Origin of the sequence: Spirosoma profusum, assembly GCF_014699005.1 — a bacterium.
Lineage (GTDB): Bacteria > Bacteroidota > Bacteroidia > Cytophagales > Spirosomataceae > Spirosoma > Spirosoma profusum.
Genome location: NZ_JACWZY010000018.1, coordinates 1 through 20167, shown reverse-complemented (window position 1 = coordinate 20167; position 20167 = coordinate 1). Strand labels below are relative to the sequence as shown.

Sequence of the window (20167 nt, the reverse complement as noted above, 5' to 3'; positions counted from 1 at the left end):
CTTAGCACTTATTTTTGCACTTTACTAAGAAATCAACCGTGGAGTGAGTGGCCGATATTAGGTGCAAATGGAGCTTCACTTGTATTTAAACACTATGCAAACGTCAACCTACGTCCCCTACAAGGTTAAGGACATCGCGCTGGCCGAATGGGGCCGCAAGGAAATTCGTCTGGCCGAAGCTGAAATGCCGGGCCTGATGGCTCTTCGGGCTGAATATGGCCCATCAAAACCACTACAGGGAGCCCGCGTCGCCGGGTGCCTGCACATGACCATCCAAACCGCCGTGCTGATTGAAACGCTGGTTGAATTGGGTGCTGATGTAACCTGGTCGTCTTGTAACATTTTCTCGACACAGGATCACGCTGCGGCTGCTATCGCTGCGGCCGGTATTCCGGTGTACGCATGGAAAGGCATGAACGAAGAAGAGTTCAACTGGTGCATCGAGCAAACGCTGTTTTTCGGCGAAGATCGTAAGCCATTGAACATGATTCTCGACGACGGTGGCGACCTGACCAACATGGTTTTCGACGTCTATCCTGAACTGATTCAGGGCATTAAAGGGCTTTCGGAAGAAACCACGACGGGTGTTCACCGCCTGTATGAGCGGATGAAAAACGGTACGTTGCATCTGCCATCAATCAACGTAAACGATTCGGTAACGAAGTCGAAATTCGATAACAAATACGGCTGCCGCGAATCGCTGGTCGACGCTATCCGTCGGGCAACCGATTTGATGCTGGCTGGTAAAGTAGCCGTTGTGGCTGGTTATGGCGACGTAGGTAAAGGTTCAGCTGAGTCGCTACGTGGCGCAGGCTGTCGCGTACTGGTAACCGAAATCGACCCAATCTGCGCGCTGCAAGCGGCTATGGATGGTTATGAAGTGGTTACGATGGATGAGGCTGCTACCCGCGCTCAGATTTTCGTAACGGCAACTGGTAATGTTAACATTATTAAGGGTCGGCATTTCAAAGCCATGAAAGATAAAGCCGTTGTCTGCAACATCGGTCACTTCGACAATGAGATTGACATGGCCTGGTTGAACGAAAATTACGGTCATGGCAAAAGCCAGATCAAACCACAGGTCGACATGTACGAAATTGATGGCAAGGAAATTATCGTACTGGCCGAAGGTCGTTTGGTAAACCTTGGTTGTGCAATGGGGCACCCCAGCTTTGTGATGTCGTGCTCGTTCTCGAACCAGACGCTGGCGCAACTTGAGCTTTGGGCTAATGCAGACAAGTACGAAAACAAAGTATACGTACTACCGAAAAAACTGGACGAGAAAGTAGCCGCTCTGCACTTGGCGCACGTTGGCGCAAAACTGGAGCCGCTGGAGCAGGAACAGGCTGACTACATCGGCGTATCGGTTGAAGGTCCGTTCAAGTCGGAGATGTATCGGTATTAAGTCCGAACCGGGATTTAACAGATTTGGGGATTTTCAGGATTTTGTTTCTGATGATTGCGATTCAACGAAGCGAAAACAAAATCCTGAAAATTCTCAAATCTGTTAAATCCCGGTTCAGATGTGAGCGCGGTCTCGGTAACGGGATCGCGCTTTTTTGCATACTTTTTGTTACTATTGACACCAGGTAACGACTAATACAACGATATTCTCTTTTATCTTACCCTACTCTTGGATGAATGGTTCTCAGGTGAGTTTATTTTACCCGGATTCGAATTAAGGCTAAGTGACTTGCTATAAATAACTTAACTGCTATTTTTACACTCCATATTTAGCGACACCTGCTATGGCCCGCTTACTCCTTGTACTACTTTTGTTGCCTTACCTCGGCTCTGCCCAGGCAACAATTGATACGTTACACTGGAGTGCGACACGTAGACTTCAACTTTCCGATTTTCGGTCGCCTACACAACCGGGCTTGGGTGGCTCCGAATTTTATTATCAGATTGGTTATGAAGCCCGTACGTTATCGACCTGGGGTGCCCCGGCCATTGAGTCGTTCTGTCTGATGTTCCGCAACCTGTCGTGGGTATCCGAAACGGCTCGTCATGAGCGGACGCTGGCCTACAACCAGGTCCTGTTCGATCTGGTCGAGGTGCACACACGCCTGATGAAAGCCAAACTGGTTGCGCTGGGAGCCGACCGACGATTTAAACAGCAGGCCAAACAGATTGAATACATGACCAACTCGGAGCTGGGGGGTGAAGTCAATCGGTTTCGGGCCGAAACGGGTGGCGGAGATGACGTAACGGAATTAAAACGCTGGCAACAGCAGGTTGTGCAACGGCTCTACGATACGCCCGATCTGGTCACTACGTATCATACGTCAAAAGTTGGCTACGGCTTCTTTTTTGGTGGAGGATTAATGCAACCTATGGGCCCTATCTCTCAAGCATTTACACCATCGGGGGGCGTTGTATTTGGCATTGACGTTGCCCTTCGTCGAACCATTATCATGCTCCATCCTACCCTTTATAACGGCAGTATCCGGGCAGGATTTGATTATCAGAACCACACTTGGGAAAGCGGCATGGCGGTTACGCCTATGCTGTTTGAAGCGGGAATTGGGCAAATTGTGAGCGATGCACCCCGTATCCGCGTTATACCCTATCTCGGCTACCGATTACTCGCCCTGGCGCCAACAGACCGTAAAGACGAACGATACAAAGGCTTCTCGCTCACCGACTATGCCCCTACCGGCGGACTTGTACTTGACATTAAGCTAGGCGACAATACGCCTAAATATGATCGGGCAGAAGCCAATTTCTGGTTTATACGTACCAAATTATCATACAGCCCGATGCTGGACACCAAGCCCTTTGCGGGTGGTTTTATTAATTTACAGATTGGTCTGGGTGGTTTCGGACGTATTCGTCGGGTTGGTTATCGGCCAGAACCAACGACAATCACATTGCCAGATGGCCAGATTTAATTCACCTGTGCTACGTCGGTAATCTTTCTCAAGTATATTAAATTTCATTAACAAGCTGTTCCTGCGGTCTTATCTCTTTATTTTTGGAGAAGGTTGTAAACATTTTCTCTACTTTTCTTAGTGCACGACTACGTAACGTTTCCGAACTTACCGATACGTATGAAGAAATCGTTGTTATATCTGGCCTTAATCGGCCTTTTGGCTTGCAATCCAGGCGGCTATCATCTGGCATCGAGGAAGGCGAACCGAATTGGCGTTGATTCGTTATCAGCATCAACCGACAGCAGCGTCGCCCGTTTCCTACAGCCCTATCGGGAGAAGCTCGATAAAACCATGAACGAAGTGCTGGCTCAATCGACCGGACCTATTGATAAAGGATTACCCGATGCTCCGTTAAACGATATTCTCACCGACGCGATGCTCAAACAGGCTACTCAACGATATGGCAAACCGATTGATTGTTCACATCTGAATTACGGCGGCATTCGGACAAACTTACCGAAAGGGAATATTACCATCGGCTCGATTTTCGAGGTAATGCCATTTGATAATCAACTGGTTGTGTTGACTGTTACGGGCGATATGCTCCAGAAAATGCTCAATCATTTTGTGCAGGGCAGTGGATTGGTCGTTGGGGGCATTCGAGCAAAAATTCACGATAAGCAGGTGCAGGCTGTTACGTTCACCAACGGGCGAACGCTTCAGCCAAACGAGAATTATACCGTATTGATGAGTGACTATGTAGCGAACGGTGGCGACGATGCGGGCTTCCTCAAGAATCCCGTAAAACGGGAAGATCTCAATTATCTGGTGCGCGACGTACTTATCGATTATTTCCGGCAACAAGGCAAATCCGGCCAACCTATAAATCCAACTTCCGATGGACGTATCAGCATCGAATAGACGTCAATTTCTGAAACTGTTTGGCACTGCCGCCGTTATTGGTTCGGTAGCTCCCGACGTATTGGCCCATTCTGGACGTAGCATTGGGCGAAAAACTACATCGCTGACCATTCTGCACACCAACGACGTACACAGCCGACTCGACCCGTTCCCAATGGATGGCAGTCGGAACGCCGGTAAAGGTGGCGTCGCCCGCCGTGCTACACTCATCCGAAAAATTCGTCAGGAACAGGCTAATGTCCTTCTGTTCGATGCAGGTGATATTTTTCAGGGAACGCCCTATTTCAATCTGTATAAAGGAGAGCCTGAAATTCTGGCGATGAACCAGCTTGGCTACGATGCAGGCACTATCGGCAATCATGATTTCGACGGCGGTCTAGACAATATGGTGACTCAATTTGGTAAGGCAAGTTTTCCAATATTGATTGCCAATTACGACTTTAAAAATACAGCAATGGATGGCCGGTCGAAGCCCTACAAGGTGTTCTATAAGGATGGCATTCGGGTTGGCGTATTCGGGCTGGGTATCAAGCCGGAAGGGCTTATTCCGAGGAGTGCGTATCTGGAAACAAAATACCTCGATCCTGTCGAAATTGCTAACAATACGGCGACACAACTACGGGCGAAAGAAAAGTGTGATTACGTAATCTGCCTATCGCATTTGGGTTTTAAATACAACGATTCAACTGTATCTGACAACGTACTGGCTGCTCAGACACGTAACATTGACCTGATTATCGGCGGCCATACACATACATTTCTGGATGCACCCGTAGCTATCAATAATCGGGATGGACAACCCGTCTGGATTAATCAGGTTGGATTTGCGGGTATAAACCTGGGACGTATTGACCTGACGTTTGAACCGGGAAAAGCCGTTTACAGCAGCGGGAAATCCGTTGAGGTGTCGTAACTTTGTTCCAAAGAGTAAAAGAGCGAAAGAATGCAAGAGCGAAAGCCATCCGGCAGGCGCCTTCACTCTTGCATTCTTTCGCTCTTTCACTCTTTCGTTCTTTATCTATGAAATTTGGCGTTGTTGTTTTCCCCGGCTCTAACTGCGATCAGGACGCTGTCGATACACTCGAACTAATGGGTCAGGAAGTGGTTAAGCTTTGGCATAAAGACCACGACTTACAGGGCTGTGACTTCATTATTCTGCCCGGTGGTTTTTCGTATGGAGACTACCTACGTACTGGTGCTGTGGCGCGCTTCTCTCCCATCATGAACGAAGTGATTGCGCATGCCAACCGGGGTGGTTATCTGATGGGTATCTGCAATGGATTTCAGGTGCTGGCCGAAGCTCGATTGGTTCCGGGCGTTTTGCTACGTAACGCCAATCAGCAGTACGTCTGTAAGAATATTTACCTCACTCCACAGTCGCCCGATGCGTTGCTAACGGCTGATTTAGACCGGGCAGCTTACAAAATTCCGATGGCCCACGGCGAGGGTCGCTATTTTGCCGACGCCGATACGTTGAAAGCCTTAAATGATAACGGCCAGGTTTTATTCCGCTACTGCGACGAAACTGGTGCCATTACGGAAGCCGCCAATCCAAACGGAAGTCTCGAAAATATTGCGGGCGTAACAAACAAAGGCAAAAACGTTTTCGGTATGATGCCTCACCCCGAACGTGCTGCCGACCCTGCGCTTGGCAACACCGACGGTCGGCTTATTCTGGATCAGATTCTGAAAGCAGTTTTGGTTTGATGTAGGATACATAGCGTATTAGCCGAAGTCATACATCAATTCTATTTCCACGCTTTTCGCAGGAAACGAAGCCAGTTTTTGTGGAAGATGTTATCAATATCACTGGCCGAATAACCCCGTTTGGCTAACAGGCCGGTCAGTTTCTGCAAATCTGCTATCGTATCTAAATCACTCGGCGACTGTTCGGTGCCATACGTACCGTCTAAATCACTGCCAATAGCAATGTGTTCACTATTGCCCGTAAGCTGGCAAATGTGGTCGTAGTGATCAATGATAGTTTCGATGGTGATACCGAAAGCGGCTGGGCTGCTAATACGTTGAGTAAATCCGGGTTTCATCATCCAGGCATCGAAGCAGCCACCAATTACTCCACCCCGCTCCGTTAATTGACGAATTTGATCGTCGGTGAGTTGCCGCTGGTGCGGTGCCAACGCCCGGCAGTTATGGTGGCTGGCCCAAACTGGCCCTTTGAAGAGGCTTAAGGCTTCGTCAAAACCTTCATCAGTCAAGTGAGTCGCATCCAGTATCATTCCCAATCGATCCATTTCACGTACCAGTTCGCGGCCAAGTGGTGTCAGTGGTCCGCTTAAACCTGTACCGGGAGCGTATCGACCTGTGCTGTAGTGCGCCGGTCCCATTGCGCGTAGTCCATAAGAGTAGGCTTTTTCAAGATACGAAAGATTGACTAGCGAATCGGCTCCTTCCAGACTCAGAATGTACCCAATTGGTTTATTCTCATTTGGTTTATTCTCATCAAGCCAAAGTGATACGTGCTTTTCCAGCCCTTCGCGATCTCGAATTTGTATCATATCCCCAGCATCCTGCATGGTTTCGTACCAGATACGTTGCGCCTGCGTCATAGCCCATGCCTGCTCTGGTGAATTCCATCCAGCACCGGGTAAATTGCCATTACTTTGGTTGAATCGGGCAATTTGCGTAGCGACAACGAGGCCAATATTTCCACGCCGAAGTTCGGGAAACGCGACAGTGCCCCGACCCCGGTCAATTTTATCATTCATTCCCTGCTCCTGCGCCCGAATCTGATTGACCGTAAGGCGTAAATCACGATTCCATTCAATTGCATTTAACGACATGTCTAAATGGGCATCAATGAGCAGGGGATTTGGTACGTTCATAAAGCGCTACGTGTTTGTTTTGATTTTACAATGCAATAATCGCTCGAAAATAGGTGAGTATCCGTGAAAAATAGACACGGTTTTTGCACACATAGTTACGAACCCATATATTTGCACCCTCAAACAGCGCAAAAGCCTCCTTAGCTCAGCTGGTAGAGCGACGCATTCGTAATGCGTAGGTCGCAGGTTCGAATCCCGTAGGAGGCTCTTTTTTCGTACAAAGGTTAATTCGCAAAGGTGTTAAATACACTAAAAATCAGCGAGTTAACCTTTTTTCTTTATCATACTTTATCAAAAGAAATACGAGAAAGTAAAGTAAATCCGTCCCCTATTCCGTCCCCTCGTATTGATATTATTCGTGAACCTGTTTAAGGTTTAACAAAATACCCCGATGAAGTACGAACTTTGTTTTGCCAAACGAATTCATACTGACTCATGGGGGTACTTAGCAAACTTACTATCGAAACTTGGATTGTCCCACACCTACCCATCAATAAACGGGGGCCACAGCCATCTGTGTCTCGCCACCAGCTCGTTGCCTCTATGCTGTATCGACTCAAAACAGGCTGTCAATGGCGTGAACTGCCCATCATTGAACACTTTGGGCGAGAAGACGCCATTAGCTGGAATACAGTATTCTATCATTTCAATAACTGGTCATTAGCGGGTTGCTGGCAAGCCGGTTGGCTTAACCTGCTGAAGACATTCCGCCACTGTTTGGATCTGTCAAGTGCGGAGTTTGACGGTAGTCACACACCAGCCAAAAACGGTGGCGATGCGGTTGGCTACCAAGGGCGTAAAGCGGCTAATACAACCAATGCCTTGTTTATTACGGATCGTCAGGGTGTTGTACTGGCCATGTCTACTCCCCAAGCGGGTGAGCATCATGATTTGTTCGAGATCCAGACTTTATTTGAGGAAATCTGCAAGCTCTTGAAGGAAGCGGGTATCTGTCTAAAAGGCTTGTTTCTCAACGCCGATGCTGGGTTTGATGCTGATGGCTTCCGAGCTGCCTGTGAGGCAGAGGAAATCATTTTAAATGTGCGCCCCAATCCACGGAACGGTTCATCCGTCAGCTATGAGTCGGGTCAGCACGTATTTGATGAAGTCTTGTATGCTGACCGAGTGGCGGTTGAAGGCTCGAATGCGTGGCTGGACGGCTTTAAAGCCTTACTGGTACGCTTTGAGTTTTCAGTTCGTAACTGGAAGGCTTTGCATTTCATGGCCTTCTTTATAATTTTCTTTCGTAAAATCCCTGAAAACAGGAAACCCTAAACAGCTTCCAGCTAATAACAGAATGGTTGTCTCGAGAAACGCCCATTTTCTGAAGCAGATACATGAATGTTCTAATCGTTTCAAGCAAGAGTATTACATGAACCCTGCTTAAACTGGCTAATTAGCCGAGTTATATCCTCAAATTTGCCTTTACGCCAAATGGCGTATATATTCGTGCCAAATAGCACTTATTATGGAGTTAGTTATTGAAACAGGTAGTGAGGATAGCGGCTTTGGGTTAGTCGAGCAGGCGCGCGCTGGTCTTAGTCGGCATAAGGCCGACGAAGTCGCTCAGTTGATTGGACTAACCGACAAAGAGATGGCCCGTATCCTTAATCTCTCGGAACGGACCCTGCACCGACTACGCCCCGAGGTGCGGCTAGACAGCAATGCCTCTGAGCGGCTATTATTGCTGGAAGCTCTGATTCGCCATGGCCTGGACGTCTTCGATGAGCGAGCGGAGGTGTTGAGCCGCTGGTTACGAGTGCCCCTGGCCGAACTCCACCGGCAAACCCCACTGGCTTTGCTAGACACATTGGTTGGCTTTGGGATGGTCCATACCGTGCTGGGCCGGATTGAACACGGCATCTACGCCTAAAGTCAACGATGAGCTATACCGTTTATCGCTTGATTAAAGAGCGGTTTCTAAGCACGCCCTTGTCGGCAGAAGGTGCCCGTTTGCATAGTGGCCGCTGGCACCCCGCTGGTCGGGGTATTCTCTACACTTCAGCCAGTCCCGAGTTGGCCTTGCTCGAACAACTGGTTCACTTGCCAACGCTGCCTTATGGGGACCTGCCCCGGCTGATGCTACTAACGCTATCTGTTCCAGATAATCGACGGGTGCTCAGCCTGGAAGAGCTACCGGTTAACTGGCGCGATGAAGCTAGCTTTACAGACAATCACCGATTCATGGCTAACTGGCTAACTAACCCAGATGTGCTGGCTATAGGCGTACCCTCGGCCGTAGTCGCCGAATCCTACAACTACCTCTTACATCCAGCTCATGGGTCGTTTGCTGAAATTGATGTTGTCAGCGCTAAGCCTTTCCCTATTGATCCTCGGCTCTGGCGCACCCCGTAACGCCGTAGGATTATTAAAGCTGCCCACTCATGAACATTTCTGCGTCTCACTTGGGAGGGTTTTATGAGAATGAACCTAGTTGGTGTTTTTAATATCTGACAACTTTACGTAGTAATATACTCCTGACTGTAATACACTCAATTAGTGTATTACACACGCTCGCACTGACTGGAGACAGTTTGCTGAAAGCGGGATTTAACTGTCAAGCGCTCACCTACCGGCAACCTGCCTATAACAAGCAATAAACTTTGATAGCTGTAGGTGACTTTGCGTATCTACTTCTAAAGCCACGATGAAAATAGTAGAAATAGTGCCGGAGCGTAGAATGTCGCTTAGGGTAGACGTTACGACCATACTATGGCTTTTCGGTCGCTCGGGTATACTCAGGCCCAAAATGACCGGTTCACTAGAAATAGCGTTTTCGGGGTCCATACACTGCGATTGTAAGTGATGTAACACTTTCCATTTAACCATCCCCAGACGATCTGACACTTTGATCGTTTTTCCACCATTCTCTATACTGGCAAGTGACCATTAGGCTATAAGTAAAGCCCAAAGGTTGGCGTTATACAACTGGCATGCAAGATTTGTTACCCGGGAAATAACTTACTTAACGTGAGCTATGGATAATGGCGGCGATAAGTGATTGATTAAGAGTGCATAGAGAGCAAAAGTTGTAGAGATTTGTACGGCCAAGTATCATTTCTCATCCTTCTGCTCCTATGCTCCGCGAAGATAAAGTAAACAAGCTCATCGAAATATTCATCACCGCCCCGGCGGCCCGGCTGCGATGATTTCTGTAACGCCCTGACTCAATGGCAAACTCAGCATAATTGCCTACCCACCTCAAGGCAATCAACCCTGAGTGACAGCGAGATGCTAACTATCACCATTTTCTATCAGCACTCCGGAGCCAAATGTTTTCAGTATTACTATCAGCACTGGATTGAAACTCAGATGCAGACCTACTTTCCTCATCTGATCAGCTACGAGCGGTTCGTGGCTCGCATGCCCCGCTTGCTGCCAGGCCTATTTCTACTCCTGAAATGGCTTTGCGCCCAGGGGCGCCGAACCGGTTTCTACATCGTCGATAGCAAATCGTTAGCCGTTTGCGATAATCACCGCATCAACTCGAACAAGGTCTTTGCCGGTATAGCTGCTCGCGGTAAATCATCGATGGGCTGGTTCTACGGCCTCAAAGCCCATTTAGTCATCAATCAGTACGGGGAATTAGTCAACTTTATGCTTACACCGGGTAATGTGGCCGATAACAACAAAAACCTGTTGCCTCAGCTCTTAGCTGATTTACAAGGCTATTGTTTTGGTGATCGGGGTTATCTGACCAGTCTGTTTGCTGACTTCTACGCCCGGGGTTTGCAGCTAGTCACGAAGCTTCGGCGCTGGATGAAAAATACGTTGATGCCCTTAGGTAACAAACTGAATCTGCGTAAACGGGGGCTTATCGAGTCGGTCAATGACTTACTAACATCGGTTTTTGATACAGAGCATACGCGGCATCGCAGTGGCATGAATGGTCAGCTCAACGTATTGGCAGGTTTGGTTGCCTACTGCTTTTACGATCAGAAACCTTCTATTGTCGTGCCTGTCCAAAAACGTCTTTATCCATAACTCACGTTACGTTAGCAACAGCATGACCGTGTCAACGAAACTCAACAGATAGGCGAATATTTGTTAAAGATCATCAATCCTGCTTGAGCTAAGCTGCTGTTAGCGACAGTATTTTTACTCTTCTCTTTCGGCTCCGTGGTTAAGCATGATTATTTACAGGAAACTTGGTAACATATCAGTAGTTCACTAAATCTCTAGGTGGGTTTCCAAGGTACAGAAACATGTGAAATAATCTGTGGTATAGGCCAAATCGTTTGCTCTTCAATCCAATGATTTTTGGCAATTAATCTTTCGATTAAGGCAATTTGGCTTGGTGAAAAAACGACCCGATTTAAGCCTGAGAACTCGTCCTGTAGCCATTTGCTTTGATGTTGGCCAGATTTGATGGGTTTATAAATGGCCGTATTTGGATCAGGAGTGATGAGCTGTATATTCTTACCTTTCTCCTTAAGAATATGCTGAATGCGGCAGTAAATATCTAGCCCATGATAATCCCAATCACCAATGTAAAAAAGGGGTAGGTCTAGGTGCCGCTGCGAGATACGTTCAATGACAGGGGTATTATTACCTCCTGCATACCACAATTCGATGTTATTAGCGTGAAATTCCCACCAAGCTTTGAGGTAATCGATATTTTCGCAGAGCAGAATGTATTTTGGATCAGGACAGTCTACCACAAAGCGCCATTGGTTTTCCTTTGCTGATCTGGCTGGGAAATCATCGACTCCAAGCAGAAACAGTACATCACTCATTAGTCCGGGCCGGTTCTCCAAATATTTGGAATCTTTTAGCTTAAAAACGTTGGAGCTGAAAATACGAGCTGTAGTCAGATTTTGTCGCAACTCCTCTCGGTTGTTGAAAATGAACATTAACGTATGAATGTCATAACTATCGTACTGCTTTAGCCCACTAGCCCCTAGCTCCGACTCATCGAAGAATTTTTTATAGTAGAAGTACTGTGGCAGTAATTCCTTTTTAAAGTAAGCCTTGTAACCTTCCTTTGCGACAATGATGTTCTTATTTCCCGCTTTGAAGTCCAGTAACCGTTTACGATGGCAGAGCACATTTTTGATGTATGCGTTCTCCATCAGCTTTAAGGTCACACTGTCTTCCATATACAGTTTATACAATCCTTTCAAGTTCCGCCAGTTGAGCGAATTTCTCATACTTCGTTACTGAAAATGGCTACCGGGTGCTTGTTGATGAATTCTTCCCCATCTGCCTTGTAAAGTCGATAAATATGTTGCTCCCCTTCGTTAACATGGTTTAGCGGAATAGAAAGCGAGAAGACTTGGTAGCCGTATTGTTTCGCGATCTTTTCCAGCATTTCTAGGTTAGAGCCGATGCCCGCAGCCTCATCGATGCTCATGAACCGTAGACCTTCACTTTTGAGTGCCTGATCTTTTTTCATCATGGATAGCTTAGCGATACATAGCAAAGCCATGGACGTGTAGGTTTGGCCTGTGCTGCCTGAGTTTGTGATGCCGCTAGCGGTGTGAATCTTGTAATTTGGCGTGTAATACGAAAATGGCGAAAGTAGGTCATCGATAGTGATCTGGGGCAGCGGATGATCTGTGTAGCGTTTGTACTCATCAATGATTAGTTCATCTATAGACACCTTCTGCCGCTGCTCCCGGGCACTTAGGTATTCTTGTATAGCGTTGTGCCATAACCCCTCGTTGATTGCGGGCATGTCGTCGAGGAATTGAGTAATCCATTGTACCCTGATGCGACTGTTTGGCTCGCCTTTGAGCGAAGCCTTCAGCCCCCCGCTGATTTCTGCTTCTCGTCTGTTCAGCATGTTTCCCACTTCCCGCAATATGTTAGTTTGTCGGCCGATCTCAGTGTGCAGTTCCTGCATTAGGTCACGCACCTTTACCAACTTGTTTTTATTGATCTCTGCGTTCCTATGTATAATATCATCCATATACTCAGTAATCTTCTGCCAAACGTCTTCTTCCTTAAAATCGATTTTTTGAAAAATGGCGGGGAGTACATGTCGTACTAGTATTTTAAAATCTTCCGTTTGTTCAAGTCGACTCCGGTCGTTCTGCACTATATCAGGGTTTGCAATCACCTCTCCATAGGCACGAATGTATTTATTTTGGTAGTCATCCTTTGCCTTCTTAGCCTCAGCCAGTTTATCTTTTGAATAGTCAACCGGAAGGCCTTTTTCCAAATTTTCACTTTCCAGCTCTAACACCGTCAGTTCTTTTTCTGTCTCCTTTAGCTGTTGATGCAACCGAGTCACTTCCTGTTTCACATTCTGCCCCGCTCCCGCCCTGTTGTGACATTCCTTAAAATCGGCATAATATGTATCTTCGCTTAGCTGAGGTTCATCTTTCTCGTTCACTTCCAGTCCATATTCGACTTTTAGTTCCGTCAACAGCGAATCCACTGCTTCCAATTGCGTTATGGCAAACGTTTCTAGTTGCTTCTTCAACATTTCTTTGGCACTGAGCTGTGCGATAAATGTATCTCTTTCTTCTTCCGCTTTACGATGATCCGCTATGATCTGTTCTCGATTCGTATAGTCATTCAACGCCGAATTCAACTGCGTTTCCAGCCAATTCAATACTTCATTATTCAAGTCTGATTCCTGATAATTCAGTGTTTCCCGTTGCGGCCATGCTTCAAAAAAAGATTGAGGCTGTTCTAACTCCCCAAAAAAATCCTGGAGTTTTTTCCCGGTTTCGATACTTTTTTCGATCTCAGCCATGCTGTGTTTTAACACATCCCGATTAGCCCGAAACCGCACTTTGATGGCCTCTTCGTCCTTACCGTCGAAAAGCCGTTCTTCGGTGTATTCGAAAAACGAATGTACCCCACCTAAATCTGCCCAAAAACCATTTCCCGATTGCCGTGTAGTTGCCTGAAGTACTATGGCCGGTTCTGGAATGTATCGATGGCCAACATGAGCGTTATCCGATGTCACCGTTAACACATTTCCCTGCTGGAAATATAGCACCATACTTTCCCTCTCTGGGGTAAGTTTAGGCTGATTGTTTAAGGCCCAATATACCAGCGAATGTTCGTTGTCAATGTCATTGCAAGTTAACAAGGCCTTTTTAGTAGTTAATTCCTGTTTCCAGGTGGTAATATCCGATTGGAGACTTTGGTTTATACTTAGCAGTCCCAATGAATGATCCAGTTCATCGAAAGCAATGATCAACCCTCTTTGTTCTAGCTTGGCTTTACCACTTTGCAATGCGGTATACAATACACGTTCAGTGTTGAATTTCCGGTGAAATTTCTGCACTGCCTGTATATCCTCAAGTCCATGTATGGCTATGAATTGCTCGATTGCATCGACATGATCTACCGGTTTTTTCAATCGGTCTGATTCCTTCGACTGAGTTTGCTTTCTCTTCTCCAGTATCGGAATGTCCTTGGCCAATTCCTTGATTTTTTCGTCTTTTACCCGTTGCAAAACCACCAGCATTGCCCGGCTCCCGAAATGTTTGCTCAGCACCTTTTGAATTTCTGTTTGCTGTTCCTGCTTCTGCTGTAAAAGGTGGTAGTGCTGCAAGCGTTCCCAGGTGCTGCGGGCATTGTCCAGCTTACTTTTCAGGTCGAACAGACTTTTCAATGCTTTTTGTTTTCGCTCAATCTTATCGAGTTGCTCGCGGTTGTTGCGAAACGTGGACATATCATCCTCCATGGAGGATACTACTTTCTCAAACGCTTTCTTAAAATGTGTGCGCCATTGTCGACCAAACAGGAAATCCTGTAAGTCTACACCGTCTTTGATGTTGATGTTTTTCCGAGCAAACGTTTGCAGGATCTTGGCATAGTCCTGTAGCGCATTCTCAACGGTCACATCCAGCGGCAACAACTGATTGACGTGCAACGTTTTGTGATACTCGCTAAATCGTCTGAACTTTTTAAAACCCAAGTCTCTCTCCTCGTTAAAATGCTGATCCAGTTCATCGATTGGCAACCATTTACCCTTACTTTCAAACGCATCAACTTGGATTGGTTCGTTCAACGGTATTAAATTGTCTGCATCAAAATCGAGACTTTGCTGAATAATGAAAGCCTGCGTCTGGTTTTGGTTACGGGCAATGTAGGTACCCAGCACGAGGTACTGTCCCGAAGCGGTTTCTACATTGATGTATGCGTAACCAAAATCCGTATTATCTGTAGTTTTCAAGACCAGCGTTTGGAAAGGCCGGTCCTCTTTGCTCTGGGTAGACGAACTGTATTCGGTAGAACCGATAAGGATGAGCTGCAATAAGTCTGTTATAATGCTTTTGCCCACGCCACTATCGCCCACAAAATCGGTACGAAATGAATGAAACTTGTAGAAAAATTCTTGGTGGTGAATAATGTTTACTTTGCCAAGGCTGTGTATGCGCGGAAAAGGATTCATTAGTAGCGGGCAATAATTTGATCAATATTTTGAATCACATCTTCATACACATATAGCAATCGCTGGAATGAAGGCAGCGGTTCAAAGTAATCGCTATTACGTTCCATCCAACCTAACCGGACGAATTGATTCAAGGCAGAATCTACCATATTATCAATTTCAACATCATCTGCCTGTAGCTTAGCTTTCTCCGAAGATTTGGCAATGAGTCTGAGCAAGCCATTTTCGTATTCTTCGTAATCCAGCGTGATCTTTTTCTTGAGTTCCGACACGGAGCTGAGCTCCAGGTTCCCAGCAAAATAGATTATTTTGTATACAATCAGCCCTATAATAATGTACTCGTTTTTAACCTGACGTTTGTGGTTTTCTGGGATACTCGACTGGTCTGCTGAATGGTAGTCCAAGTAATAATACAATTGGTCGTCTTCACCCCGTTTTTCCAGCCTTACGCCGAACAGGTTGCGGTAATATCTTTGTAATGAGTCCTCATACTTTTTCAGATAAGCATACAGCTCTGGGTCAGAACCTTGCCGTTGGATATGAATCCCATCTTTTAAGGCATAATCAAGCTTGCTGAATACTTGCTGGCTATGGTCGCTTTCTAAAAAGGAATAGCCTACATTTTCTGTATTGTCATTTTCCATAATGCGTTTTTTGAAAGGGGATACGTCACCATTTCGTATGTCGAAATATGCACGTCATACCCCACTGTGTGATATACCCGGTCCATTAGCCCGAACAACACCTGACAGGCCAGCACAAAATCCTTATCCGCTTCCATCACCTCGAAAAACGACCGCGAAGCATCCAGTTCACCATCCTTCGCCAGTTGCGCCATCAACTGGTTAATCCAACCGTCCACCCGGTTGATCTTTTTCATTTCCTCGCGGAGTTGCTTTTTGCCTTCTTCCTGAAAATCTTCGTCTACCGGGTAGCTTTTCCGCGGACGTGCGGGAGTTGGAAAAAGGTATTCTTCGCGTTTAAAGGTGAGCAACTGAGACCGCAGACCACTGAAGAAAAAAGGCCGCATCTCGTCCGGAAATATCACCTTTTTCTCATTACCGTTACCCTGCACCTTCGAGCGTTGGAGCAAAAAGTGAATGAAACGCTCCGTATTCGCTGTCCACTCTGATTGTCTCAGTATAGCAAACAATTGTTTGATCTTCGGCTGAATGCGGTCGAGCCGCCTATCGGTGCTTCGCAACTTGCCCTGTATGCGACTAAAGAAAGCCTGACTGTTGCGAATGTGGTTGATCACGACCTCATTTTCTGTATCAATCCCAATCAGCAACGACACAATCTTGTTCGTATCCTCAAAAGCAATGCGCAGTTCCTGGTTCTTGTTCTGGATGTCTGTCAGATCATCACGCACTTGTTTCAACAATTCCAACGGCTTCTTTTCCTGATCTAGTACATCCCTGCGCAACTGACGCACAGCCCCGTCGATCTGTTGGTGCAAAAAATCCGTTTGTTGAGCCAACCGCGTTTGATACGCGTCCAGATTAATGTCAAACCAATTAATTAATTTCTCTTCATTCTCCCTTGCATCATTCAGTTCTTCCTTCAGGTTGCGGCAAATCACCTCGATCTCTGTGGGCGTCAATGCTCCCTTCAATGTTTTCTTCGACAAGTCGCAAAACGCATATGCATATTCTTGAAAAGAGTATAGCCGCTTCTCTTCATCATAGCTTAGAAAAAACCGCAGCAGTTTCTTGATGCGGTCCTTATTTCGCGACTTTGGGTAGTATTTTTCGTCTTTTTCTTTCCCTTTTTGGAAATTCACAAATAATCGGTGAATTTCCTCCTCGCTGAAAAAATCATTTTCATAGTACCCTGCCTTCAATCGTTCATACAGCGCGATAATTACCATAACCTCCATCTCCTCAGGAAACAGTTGACTAAATGTTTCAGGCCGCTGAACGGCTTTTAAGAAGTTGAAGGGTAGAGATGTTGAAGAGCCTATCACTGAAAATACATTTGTAATTGTCTTTAAATACTTACTTTCATTTACTCTCAAGTTTATCTTTTCAGCCAAAAGTTGAAAATGAAACCCTAAACCTGACGAACAAGGGCGTTTCCGATGTCCACGGGAGCTAAAAATGGAAGCTTAGAAACCATAAACGAGCCGGGCGGCTTGTCAACCAAAGGCTGACTTTCACTCCCGACTTTGGCGGATCACCCAACGCCCGCGAGGGCTGATGGATGAGGACACTACCTGCCTGAACAACCGAAGCGTCAACCTTTGCACCCTCGTTTGGTTGGGCTGCCGACTCTCCTTTGAGACGTGCTCCCTGTCGCAGGGGAGCGACAATCTAAACGGATAGAAATAGCCAAACCCGAAACCCAGCAAGCAGACAAAAGCCGTAAACAAAAATCTTCTTATTGTAGGATTCAGTTGACCTGTACATGAGAAAGCCAATAAGCAAGGTCACGCAGGACAGAGAATAAAAAGTCCAATGCTTCCCAAATTCAGATTGTTCACTTTCACCCCAGCTACCATCATCCATTGTATACCACTTAGTCCAGAGTACTGGTTTGAGATTTTGTCGCTCAAGTTGGGTTAACCACTCTGTTTCTGAATGTGTTGTGTACACACTATCTCGAATATTTGATTCATTTAGAATGAAGTATCCTGAATCACTTGTACCAATGATTCGATCTTTGTAAAAATACCACTTACCCAGTTCGCCCACAGATGCATTCACACAACTGCTTACTTCATGTTCGTCACAGATGATATTTCCGTTCGGAGTTTTAAAATAACTCGACACGCCATTCATGAACTGTCCATAAACTATAGATAGACACACAAAAGCTAAAAACAAAGTCAACGGTGCTGCTCTAATTATTTTAAAACACATTGGTAAATACTTCGACGTAATAGGATCTTGTATTGTCAACCGGAACCTGCCTGATAAGCCAAACCGCTCGCCATGAAGACGTGTTTACTGTCGCCCGGAGCCGCCGAATAAGCACTACTTTGACATTCCACCCAACACCCACAGGGGCTGATGGTGAACAAAATAATCAAAAAAACGAACGTACTTTCGACCTTTACACCCCTGTTTTAGTTGGGCTGAAAACTCTCCGCCGGGACGGGCTCCCTGTCGCCCGACAAACCGCTAATGAACTATAGATAGCAAAGAAAGCTAAAAAGTCGTAGCTTCGTGAAACGTTCATTCATGATGGAAAATCTTCTGGCTCGTGTCACACTCAATCCAGCTGTTAGTCAAGGCAAGCCAACCCTGCGCAATATGCGTTTCACAGTGGCCCAACTGCTCGAACTGCTGGCTGCGGGTATGACCCATCAAGAAATCTTAGCTGATTATCCTTACCTGGAAGAAGCTGATATTCAAGCCGCTTTACTCTATGCGGCTCATATTGCCAACGCCCGTAGTATCGTGGCGTTGCCATTAGCATCTTAATTACCCGTGTTCAAGTTTCTGGTCGATACCCAGCTACCGCCCATGCTGGCAACTTATCTGCGCTGGAAGGGCGCGGACGCTATTCACACGACCCACTTTCCCGAAGGTCATCTGTTGCAGGATGCGGACATTGCCAAAATAGCTCTGCAAGAAGATCGTATTATTGTGACTAAAGACTCCGACTTTCCCGATGCGTTTTTTCTCAAAGGGGCACCGCCCCGGCTGGTTTATCTGCGCTTAGGCAACATGCGTAATCGGGAGTTGACCGCTTTTCTTGAAACTCGCTGGGCTTTAGTGGAAGAATTGTTAGCTCAAGATGTCGGTATGCTGGTCGTGAGTCAGCAGCAACTAATCAGTTATTAATGAAAGCTGACCCATATGGGGCGATTCTTGTGTCAACCGAAACTGGCCAACGAACCTAAACCGTCCTGACCGGGGCGTTTGCTCTGTCGGCGGAGATCCACAAATGGAAGCCCAAAGTGCCCTGTCGAGCCGTGCTGGCTGTCGCACACAAGCCAACCGCTACGTTATTGCTTATTGTGTTCACCCAACGCCAACGAGGGTTGATGGTGCTCAAATTAGTCTACTTCGGGCAAAGACCTTTGACCTTTACACCCTCATTTAGTTGGGCTGCCGAGTTTCCCAACCAGCGAGCCACCTGTCGCCCGGCAGGGTGACAGGTGCGAAGCAACAATTCACGGTCCGATTATCACCATGTTTGAAAACTAACTTGAATCCATCGCTACATAGAGTGTCCAACAATGTAGGATGCTCTTTCATACAGTTCATCAAATGTGATAATCTCTGGATTTTGTGTATTTCTTCTAAACATTTCAAAAGACGAATATTTAGCTTCATTCACACCACTACTCGTAGTGAACTCATTTAAACTGCCAATAATTACGTAAGATTTGGGCTTATATAAGTAAGCAGTTTCTTCTGTTAAATTATCTTCATTATCTGTTATACGTAGACAAGTTCTAATATTAAGTATTGATTGGTGTACTGTTCTTTGAGACTGAGTTATGCTTCCGGCTAGTTCCTCTGAAATCACCCAGCAACTTGGTCTATAGGGAGCTGATACTTGTTTTAATAAGCTAGTTCTGTGCGTTTTAATCTCACAGAAACCTAACGCACTGACTATCCCCTTAGTTTTCAATAAAGCGTCTGCTCTTTTTCCACTTGAACTTATTGAATATCCACTTACAACTTGTTCTAGTTTTTTATCATCTAATGGTGCATTAATTATATAATCCAACCCATAACCTAGAATCCAAGTATTTTTCTCAAAGAAATTTTGCCATACGGTTTCGTCTCCCCTTTTTAACTTATCCTTCTCAGTGTTAAAGAAAGCTTCGTCGTCAAGTAAGCGTTTGAAAATATTAAGCTGTAATTTTCTGTAACCTAGAGCTACAATATCTGTCTTTGTTACATTATTTTTCAACGCATCAGCAACTAAATCCTGATTTTCAATCGCTATTCGTGTTGCTTGTTCGTTATCAATAAGCAATTTCTTTAATGTAGAGTCATCTATCTTATATCCATTCTCGTTTTCTAAATCTAATTCTTTTAACCCTTTTAAGAAAAGATAGAGATTCTGTACCTCATGACCCGTAAAAGAATATGCACTTTTATGCGGATTGCCAGTCTCTGACGAGAAAGTTTGTATTGAAGCTGTTTAAACTTTCCGTTTTCGGTTGATTTTTCGTAGAAAAATGACCGAGAATGCGATAAAATGCAGGCTCA

General features: G+C 45.9%; 19 protein-coding genes and 1 tRNA gene. 13 read left to right on the top strand and 7 right to left on the bottom strand.

All coding sequences use genetic code 11. The features are described 5' to 3' along the window. The first annotated feature begins 94 nt into the window (after window positions 1–94). From ahcY to purQ, 5 genes are all read left to right on the top strand, one after another. A complete protein-coding gene (gene ahcY / locus IC229_RS19850) occupies window positions 95–1405 on the top strand; it encodes an adenosylhomocysteinase (RefSeq protein ID WP_190888758.1) in 1311 nt (436 codons plus the stop codon). 343 nt (window positions 1406–1748) lie between these two features. Next, window positions 1749–2894: a hypothetical protein gene (locus IC229_RS19845; protein ID WP_190888757.1), complete on the top strand. Its 1146-nt coding sequence runs from the start codon at window positions 1749–1751 to the stop codon at window positions 2892–2894. Window positions 2895–3053: 159 nt separating this feature from the next. Beyond that, window positions 3054–3797 carry a 5'-nucleotidase C-terminal domain-containing protein gene (locus IC229_RS19840; RefSeq protein ID WP_190888756.1) on the top strand — a complete coding sequence of 248 codons (744 nt, stop codon included), beginning with the start codon at window positions 3054–3056 and terminating at the stop codon, window positions 3795–3797. After that, on the top strand, window positions 3775–4710 hold the full coding sequence (locus IC229_RS19835; RefSeq protein WP_190888755.1) for a bifunctional metallophosphatase/5'-nucleotidase: 936 nt from the start codon (window positions 3775–3777) through the stop codon (window positions 4708–4710). The genes IC229_RS19840 and IC229_RS19835 overlap by 23 nt, the downstream gene beginning before the upstream one ends. A 107-nt stretch (window positions 4711–4817) precedes the next feature. Next, window positions 4818–5504, top strand: a complete 687-nt coding sequence (gene purQ, locus IC229_RS19830; protein WP_190888754.1) for a phosphoribosylformylglycinamidine synthase subunit PurQ — start codon at window positions 4818–4820, stop codon at window positions 5502–5504. A gap of 41 nt (window positions 5505–5545) precedes the next feature. Here purQ and IC229_RS19825 read toward each other — a convergent pair whose 3' ends face one another. After that, entirely contained in the window at window positions 5546–6640 is a 1095-nt protein-coding gene (locus tag IC229_RS19825) for a dipeptidase (RefSeq protein WP_190888753.1), read from the bottom strand. Window positions 6641–6774: 134 nt separating this feature from the next. On the opposite strand from IC229_RS19825, the gene IC229_RS19820 reads away from it, so the two are divergent. From IC229_RS19820 to IC229_RS19800, 5 genes are all read left to right on the top strand, one after another. Then, window positions 6775–6847 (top strand) — tRNA-Thr (locus IC229_RS19820). A 228-nt stretch (window positions 6848–7075) separates the two neighbouring features. Next, window positions 7076–7915: an IS5 family transposase gene (locus IC229_RS19815; protein ID WP_190888752.1), complete on the top strand. Its 840-nt coding sequence runs from the start codon at window positions 7076–7078 to the stop codon at window positions 7913–7915. A 193-nt stretch (window positions 7916–8108) separates the two neighbouring features. Continuing rightward, a complete protein-coding gene (gene parS, locus IC229_RS19810) occupies window positions 8109–8513 on the top strand; it encodes a type II RES/Xre toxin-antitoxin system antitoxin (protein ID WP_190888751.1) in 405 nt (134 codons plus the stop codon). Window positions 8514–8521: 8 nt separating this feature from the next. Further along, on the top strand, window positions 8522–8995 hold the full coding sequence (locus tag IC229_RS19805; protein WP_190888750.1) for an RES family NAD+ phosphorylase: 474 nt from the start codon (window positions 8522–8524) through the stop codon (window positions 8993–8995). A gap of 807 nt (window positions 8996–9802) precedes the next feature. Next, entirely contained in the window at window positions 9803–10624 is an 822-nt protein-coding gene (locus tag IC229_RS19800) for an IS982 family transposase (protein ID WP_449451359.1), read from the top strand. A 194-nt stretch (window positions 10625–10818) separates the two neighbouring features. Here IC229_RS19800 and IC229_RS19795 read toward each other — a convergent pair whose 3' ends face one another. The 5 genes from IC229_RS19795 to IC229_RS19775 all read right to left on the bottom strand — a co-directional run bounded on the left by IC229_RS19795 (window position 10819) and on the right by IC229_RS19775 (window position 17857). Continuing rightward, window positions 10819–11790, bottom strand: coding sequence for a hypothetical protein (locus IC229_RS19795; RefSeq protein WP_190888748.1), 972 nt, complete (start codon window positions 11788–11790; stop codon window positions 10819–10821). Next, window positions 11787–14996 (bottom strand): hypothetical protein, encoded by a 3210-nt coding sequence (locus tag IC229_RS19790; protein WP_190888747.1) that lies wholly within the window; start codon window positions 14994–14996, stop codon window positions 11787–11789. Before IC229_RS19790 ends, IC229_RS19795 begins: the two co-directional genes overlap by 4 nt. After that, window positions 14996–15640 carry a condensin complex protein MksE gene (locus IC229_RS19785; protein WP_190888746.1) on the bottom strand — a complete coding sequence of 215 codons (645 nt, stop codon included), beginning with the start codon at window positions 15638–15640 and terminating at the stop codon, window positions 14996–14998. The genes IC229_RS19790 and IC229_RS19785 overlap by 1 nt, the downstream gene beginning before the upstream one ends. Continuing rightward, the gene (locus IC229_RS19780; RefSeq protein WP_190888745.1) at window positions 15613–17031 is read right to left on the bottom strand and encodes a hypothetical protein; all 1419 of its coding nucleotides are present in this window, start codon (window positions 17029–17031) and stop codon (window positions 15613–15615) included. Before IC229_RS19780 ends, IC229_RS19785 begins: the two co-directional genes overlap by 28 nt. 277 nt (window positions 17032–17308) lie before the next feature. Beyond that, window positions 17309–17857: a hypothetical protein gene (locus IC229_RS19775; RefSeq protein WP_190888744.1), complete on the bottom strand. Its 549-nt coding sequence runs from the start codon at window positions 17855–17857 to the stop codon at window positions 17309–17311. Window positions 17858–18163: 306 nt separating this feature from the next. Here IC229_RS19775 and IC229_RS19770 point away from each other — a divergent pair, with 306 nt between their 5' ends. The 3 genes from IC229_RS19770 (at window position 18164) to IC229_RS19760 (ending at window position 19098) form a co-directional block, all read left to right on the top strand. Beyond that, a complete protein-coding gene (locus IC229_RS19770) occupies window positions 18164–18421 on the top strand; it encodes a DUF433 domain-containing protein (protein WP_317171602.1) in 258 nt (85 codons plus the stop codon). Window positions 18422–18427: 6 nt separating this feature from the next. Beyond that, entirely contained in the window at window positions 18428–18784 is a 357-nt protein-coding gene (locus IC229_RS19765) for a DUF5615 family PIN-like protein (RefSeq protein WP_190888743.1), read from the top strand. A gap of 116 nt (window positions 18785–18900) precedes the next feature. Continuing rightward, on the top strand, window positions 18901–19098 hold the full coding sequence (locus tag IC229_RS19760) for a hypothetical protein (protein ID WP_190888742.1): 198 nt from the start codon (window positions 18901–18903) through the stop codon (window positions 19096–19098). A 65-nt stretch (window positions 19099–19163) separates the two neighbouring features. On the opposite strand, the gene IC229_RS19755 is transcribed toward IC229_RS19760, so the two are convergent. Next, a complete protein-coding gene (locus IC229_RS19755; RefSeq protein ID WP_190888741.1) occupies window positions 19164–19931 on the bottom strand; it encodes a Shedu immune nuclease family protein in 768 nt (255 codons plus the stop codon). Window positions 19932–20167: the final 236 nt, after the last annotated feature.

Bases quoted from the DNA above. Each gene is read 5' to 3' on its own strand.
- ahcY (WP_190888758.1), top strand. From the start codon at position 95: ATGCAAACGTCAACCTACGTCCCCTACAAGGTTAAGGACATCGCGCTG.
- IC229_RS19845 (WP_190888757.1), top strand. From the start codon at position 1,749: ATGGCCCGCTTACTCCTTGTACTACTTTTGTTGCCTTACCTCGGCTCT.
- IC229_RS19840 (WP_190888756.1), top strand. From the start codon at position 3,054: ATGAAGAAATCGTTGTTATATCTGGCCTTAATCGGCCTTTTGGCTTGC.
- IC229_RS19835 (WP_190888755.1), top strand. From the start codon at position 3,775: ATGGACGTATCAGCATCGAATAGACGTCAATTTCTGAAACTGTTTGGC.
- purQ (WP_190888754.1), top strand. From the start codon at position 4,818: ATGAAATTTGGCGTTGTTGTTTTCCCCGGCTCTAACTGCGATCAGGAC.
- IC229_RS19825 (WP_190888753.1), bottom strand. From the start codon at position 6,640: ATGAACGTACCAAATCCCCTGCTCATTGATGCCCATTTAGACATGTCG.
- IC229_RS19815 (WP_190888752.1), top strand. From the start codon at position 7,076: ATGGGGGTACTTAGCAAACTTACTATCGAAACTTGGATTGTCCCACAC.
- parS (WP_190888751.1), top strand. From the start codon at position 8,109: ATGGAGTTAGTTATTGAAACAGGTAGTGAGGATAGCGGCTTTGGGTTA.
- IC229_RS19805 (WP_190888750.1), top strand. From the start codon at position 8,522: ATGAGCTATACCGTTTATCGCTTGATTAAAGAGCGGTTTCTAAGCACG.
- IC229_RS19795 (WP_190888748.1), bottom strand. From the start codon at position 11,790: ATGAGAAATTCGCTCAACTGGCGGAACTTGAAAGGATTGTATAAACTG.
- IC229_RS19790 (WP_190888747.1), bottom strand. From the start codon at position 14,996: ATGAATCCTTTTCCGCGCATACACAGCCTTGGCAAAGTAAACATTATT.
- IC229_RS19785 (WP_190888746.1), bottom strand. From the start codon at position 15,640: ATGGAAAATGACAATACAGAAAATGTAGGCTATTCCTTTTTAGAAAGC.
- IC229_RS19775 (WP_190888744.1), bottom strand. From the start codon at position 17,857: ATGTGTTTTAAAATAATTAGAGCAGCACCGTTGACTTTGTTTTTAGCT.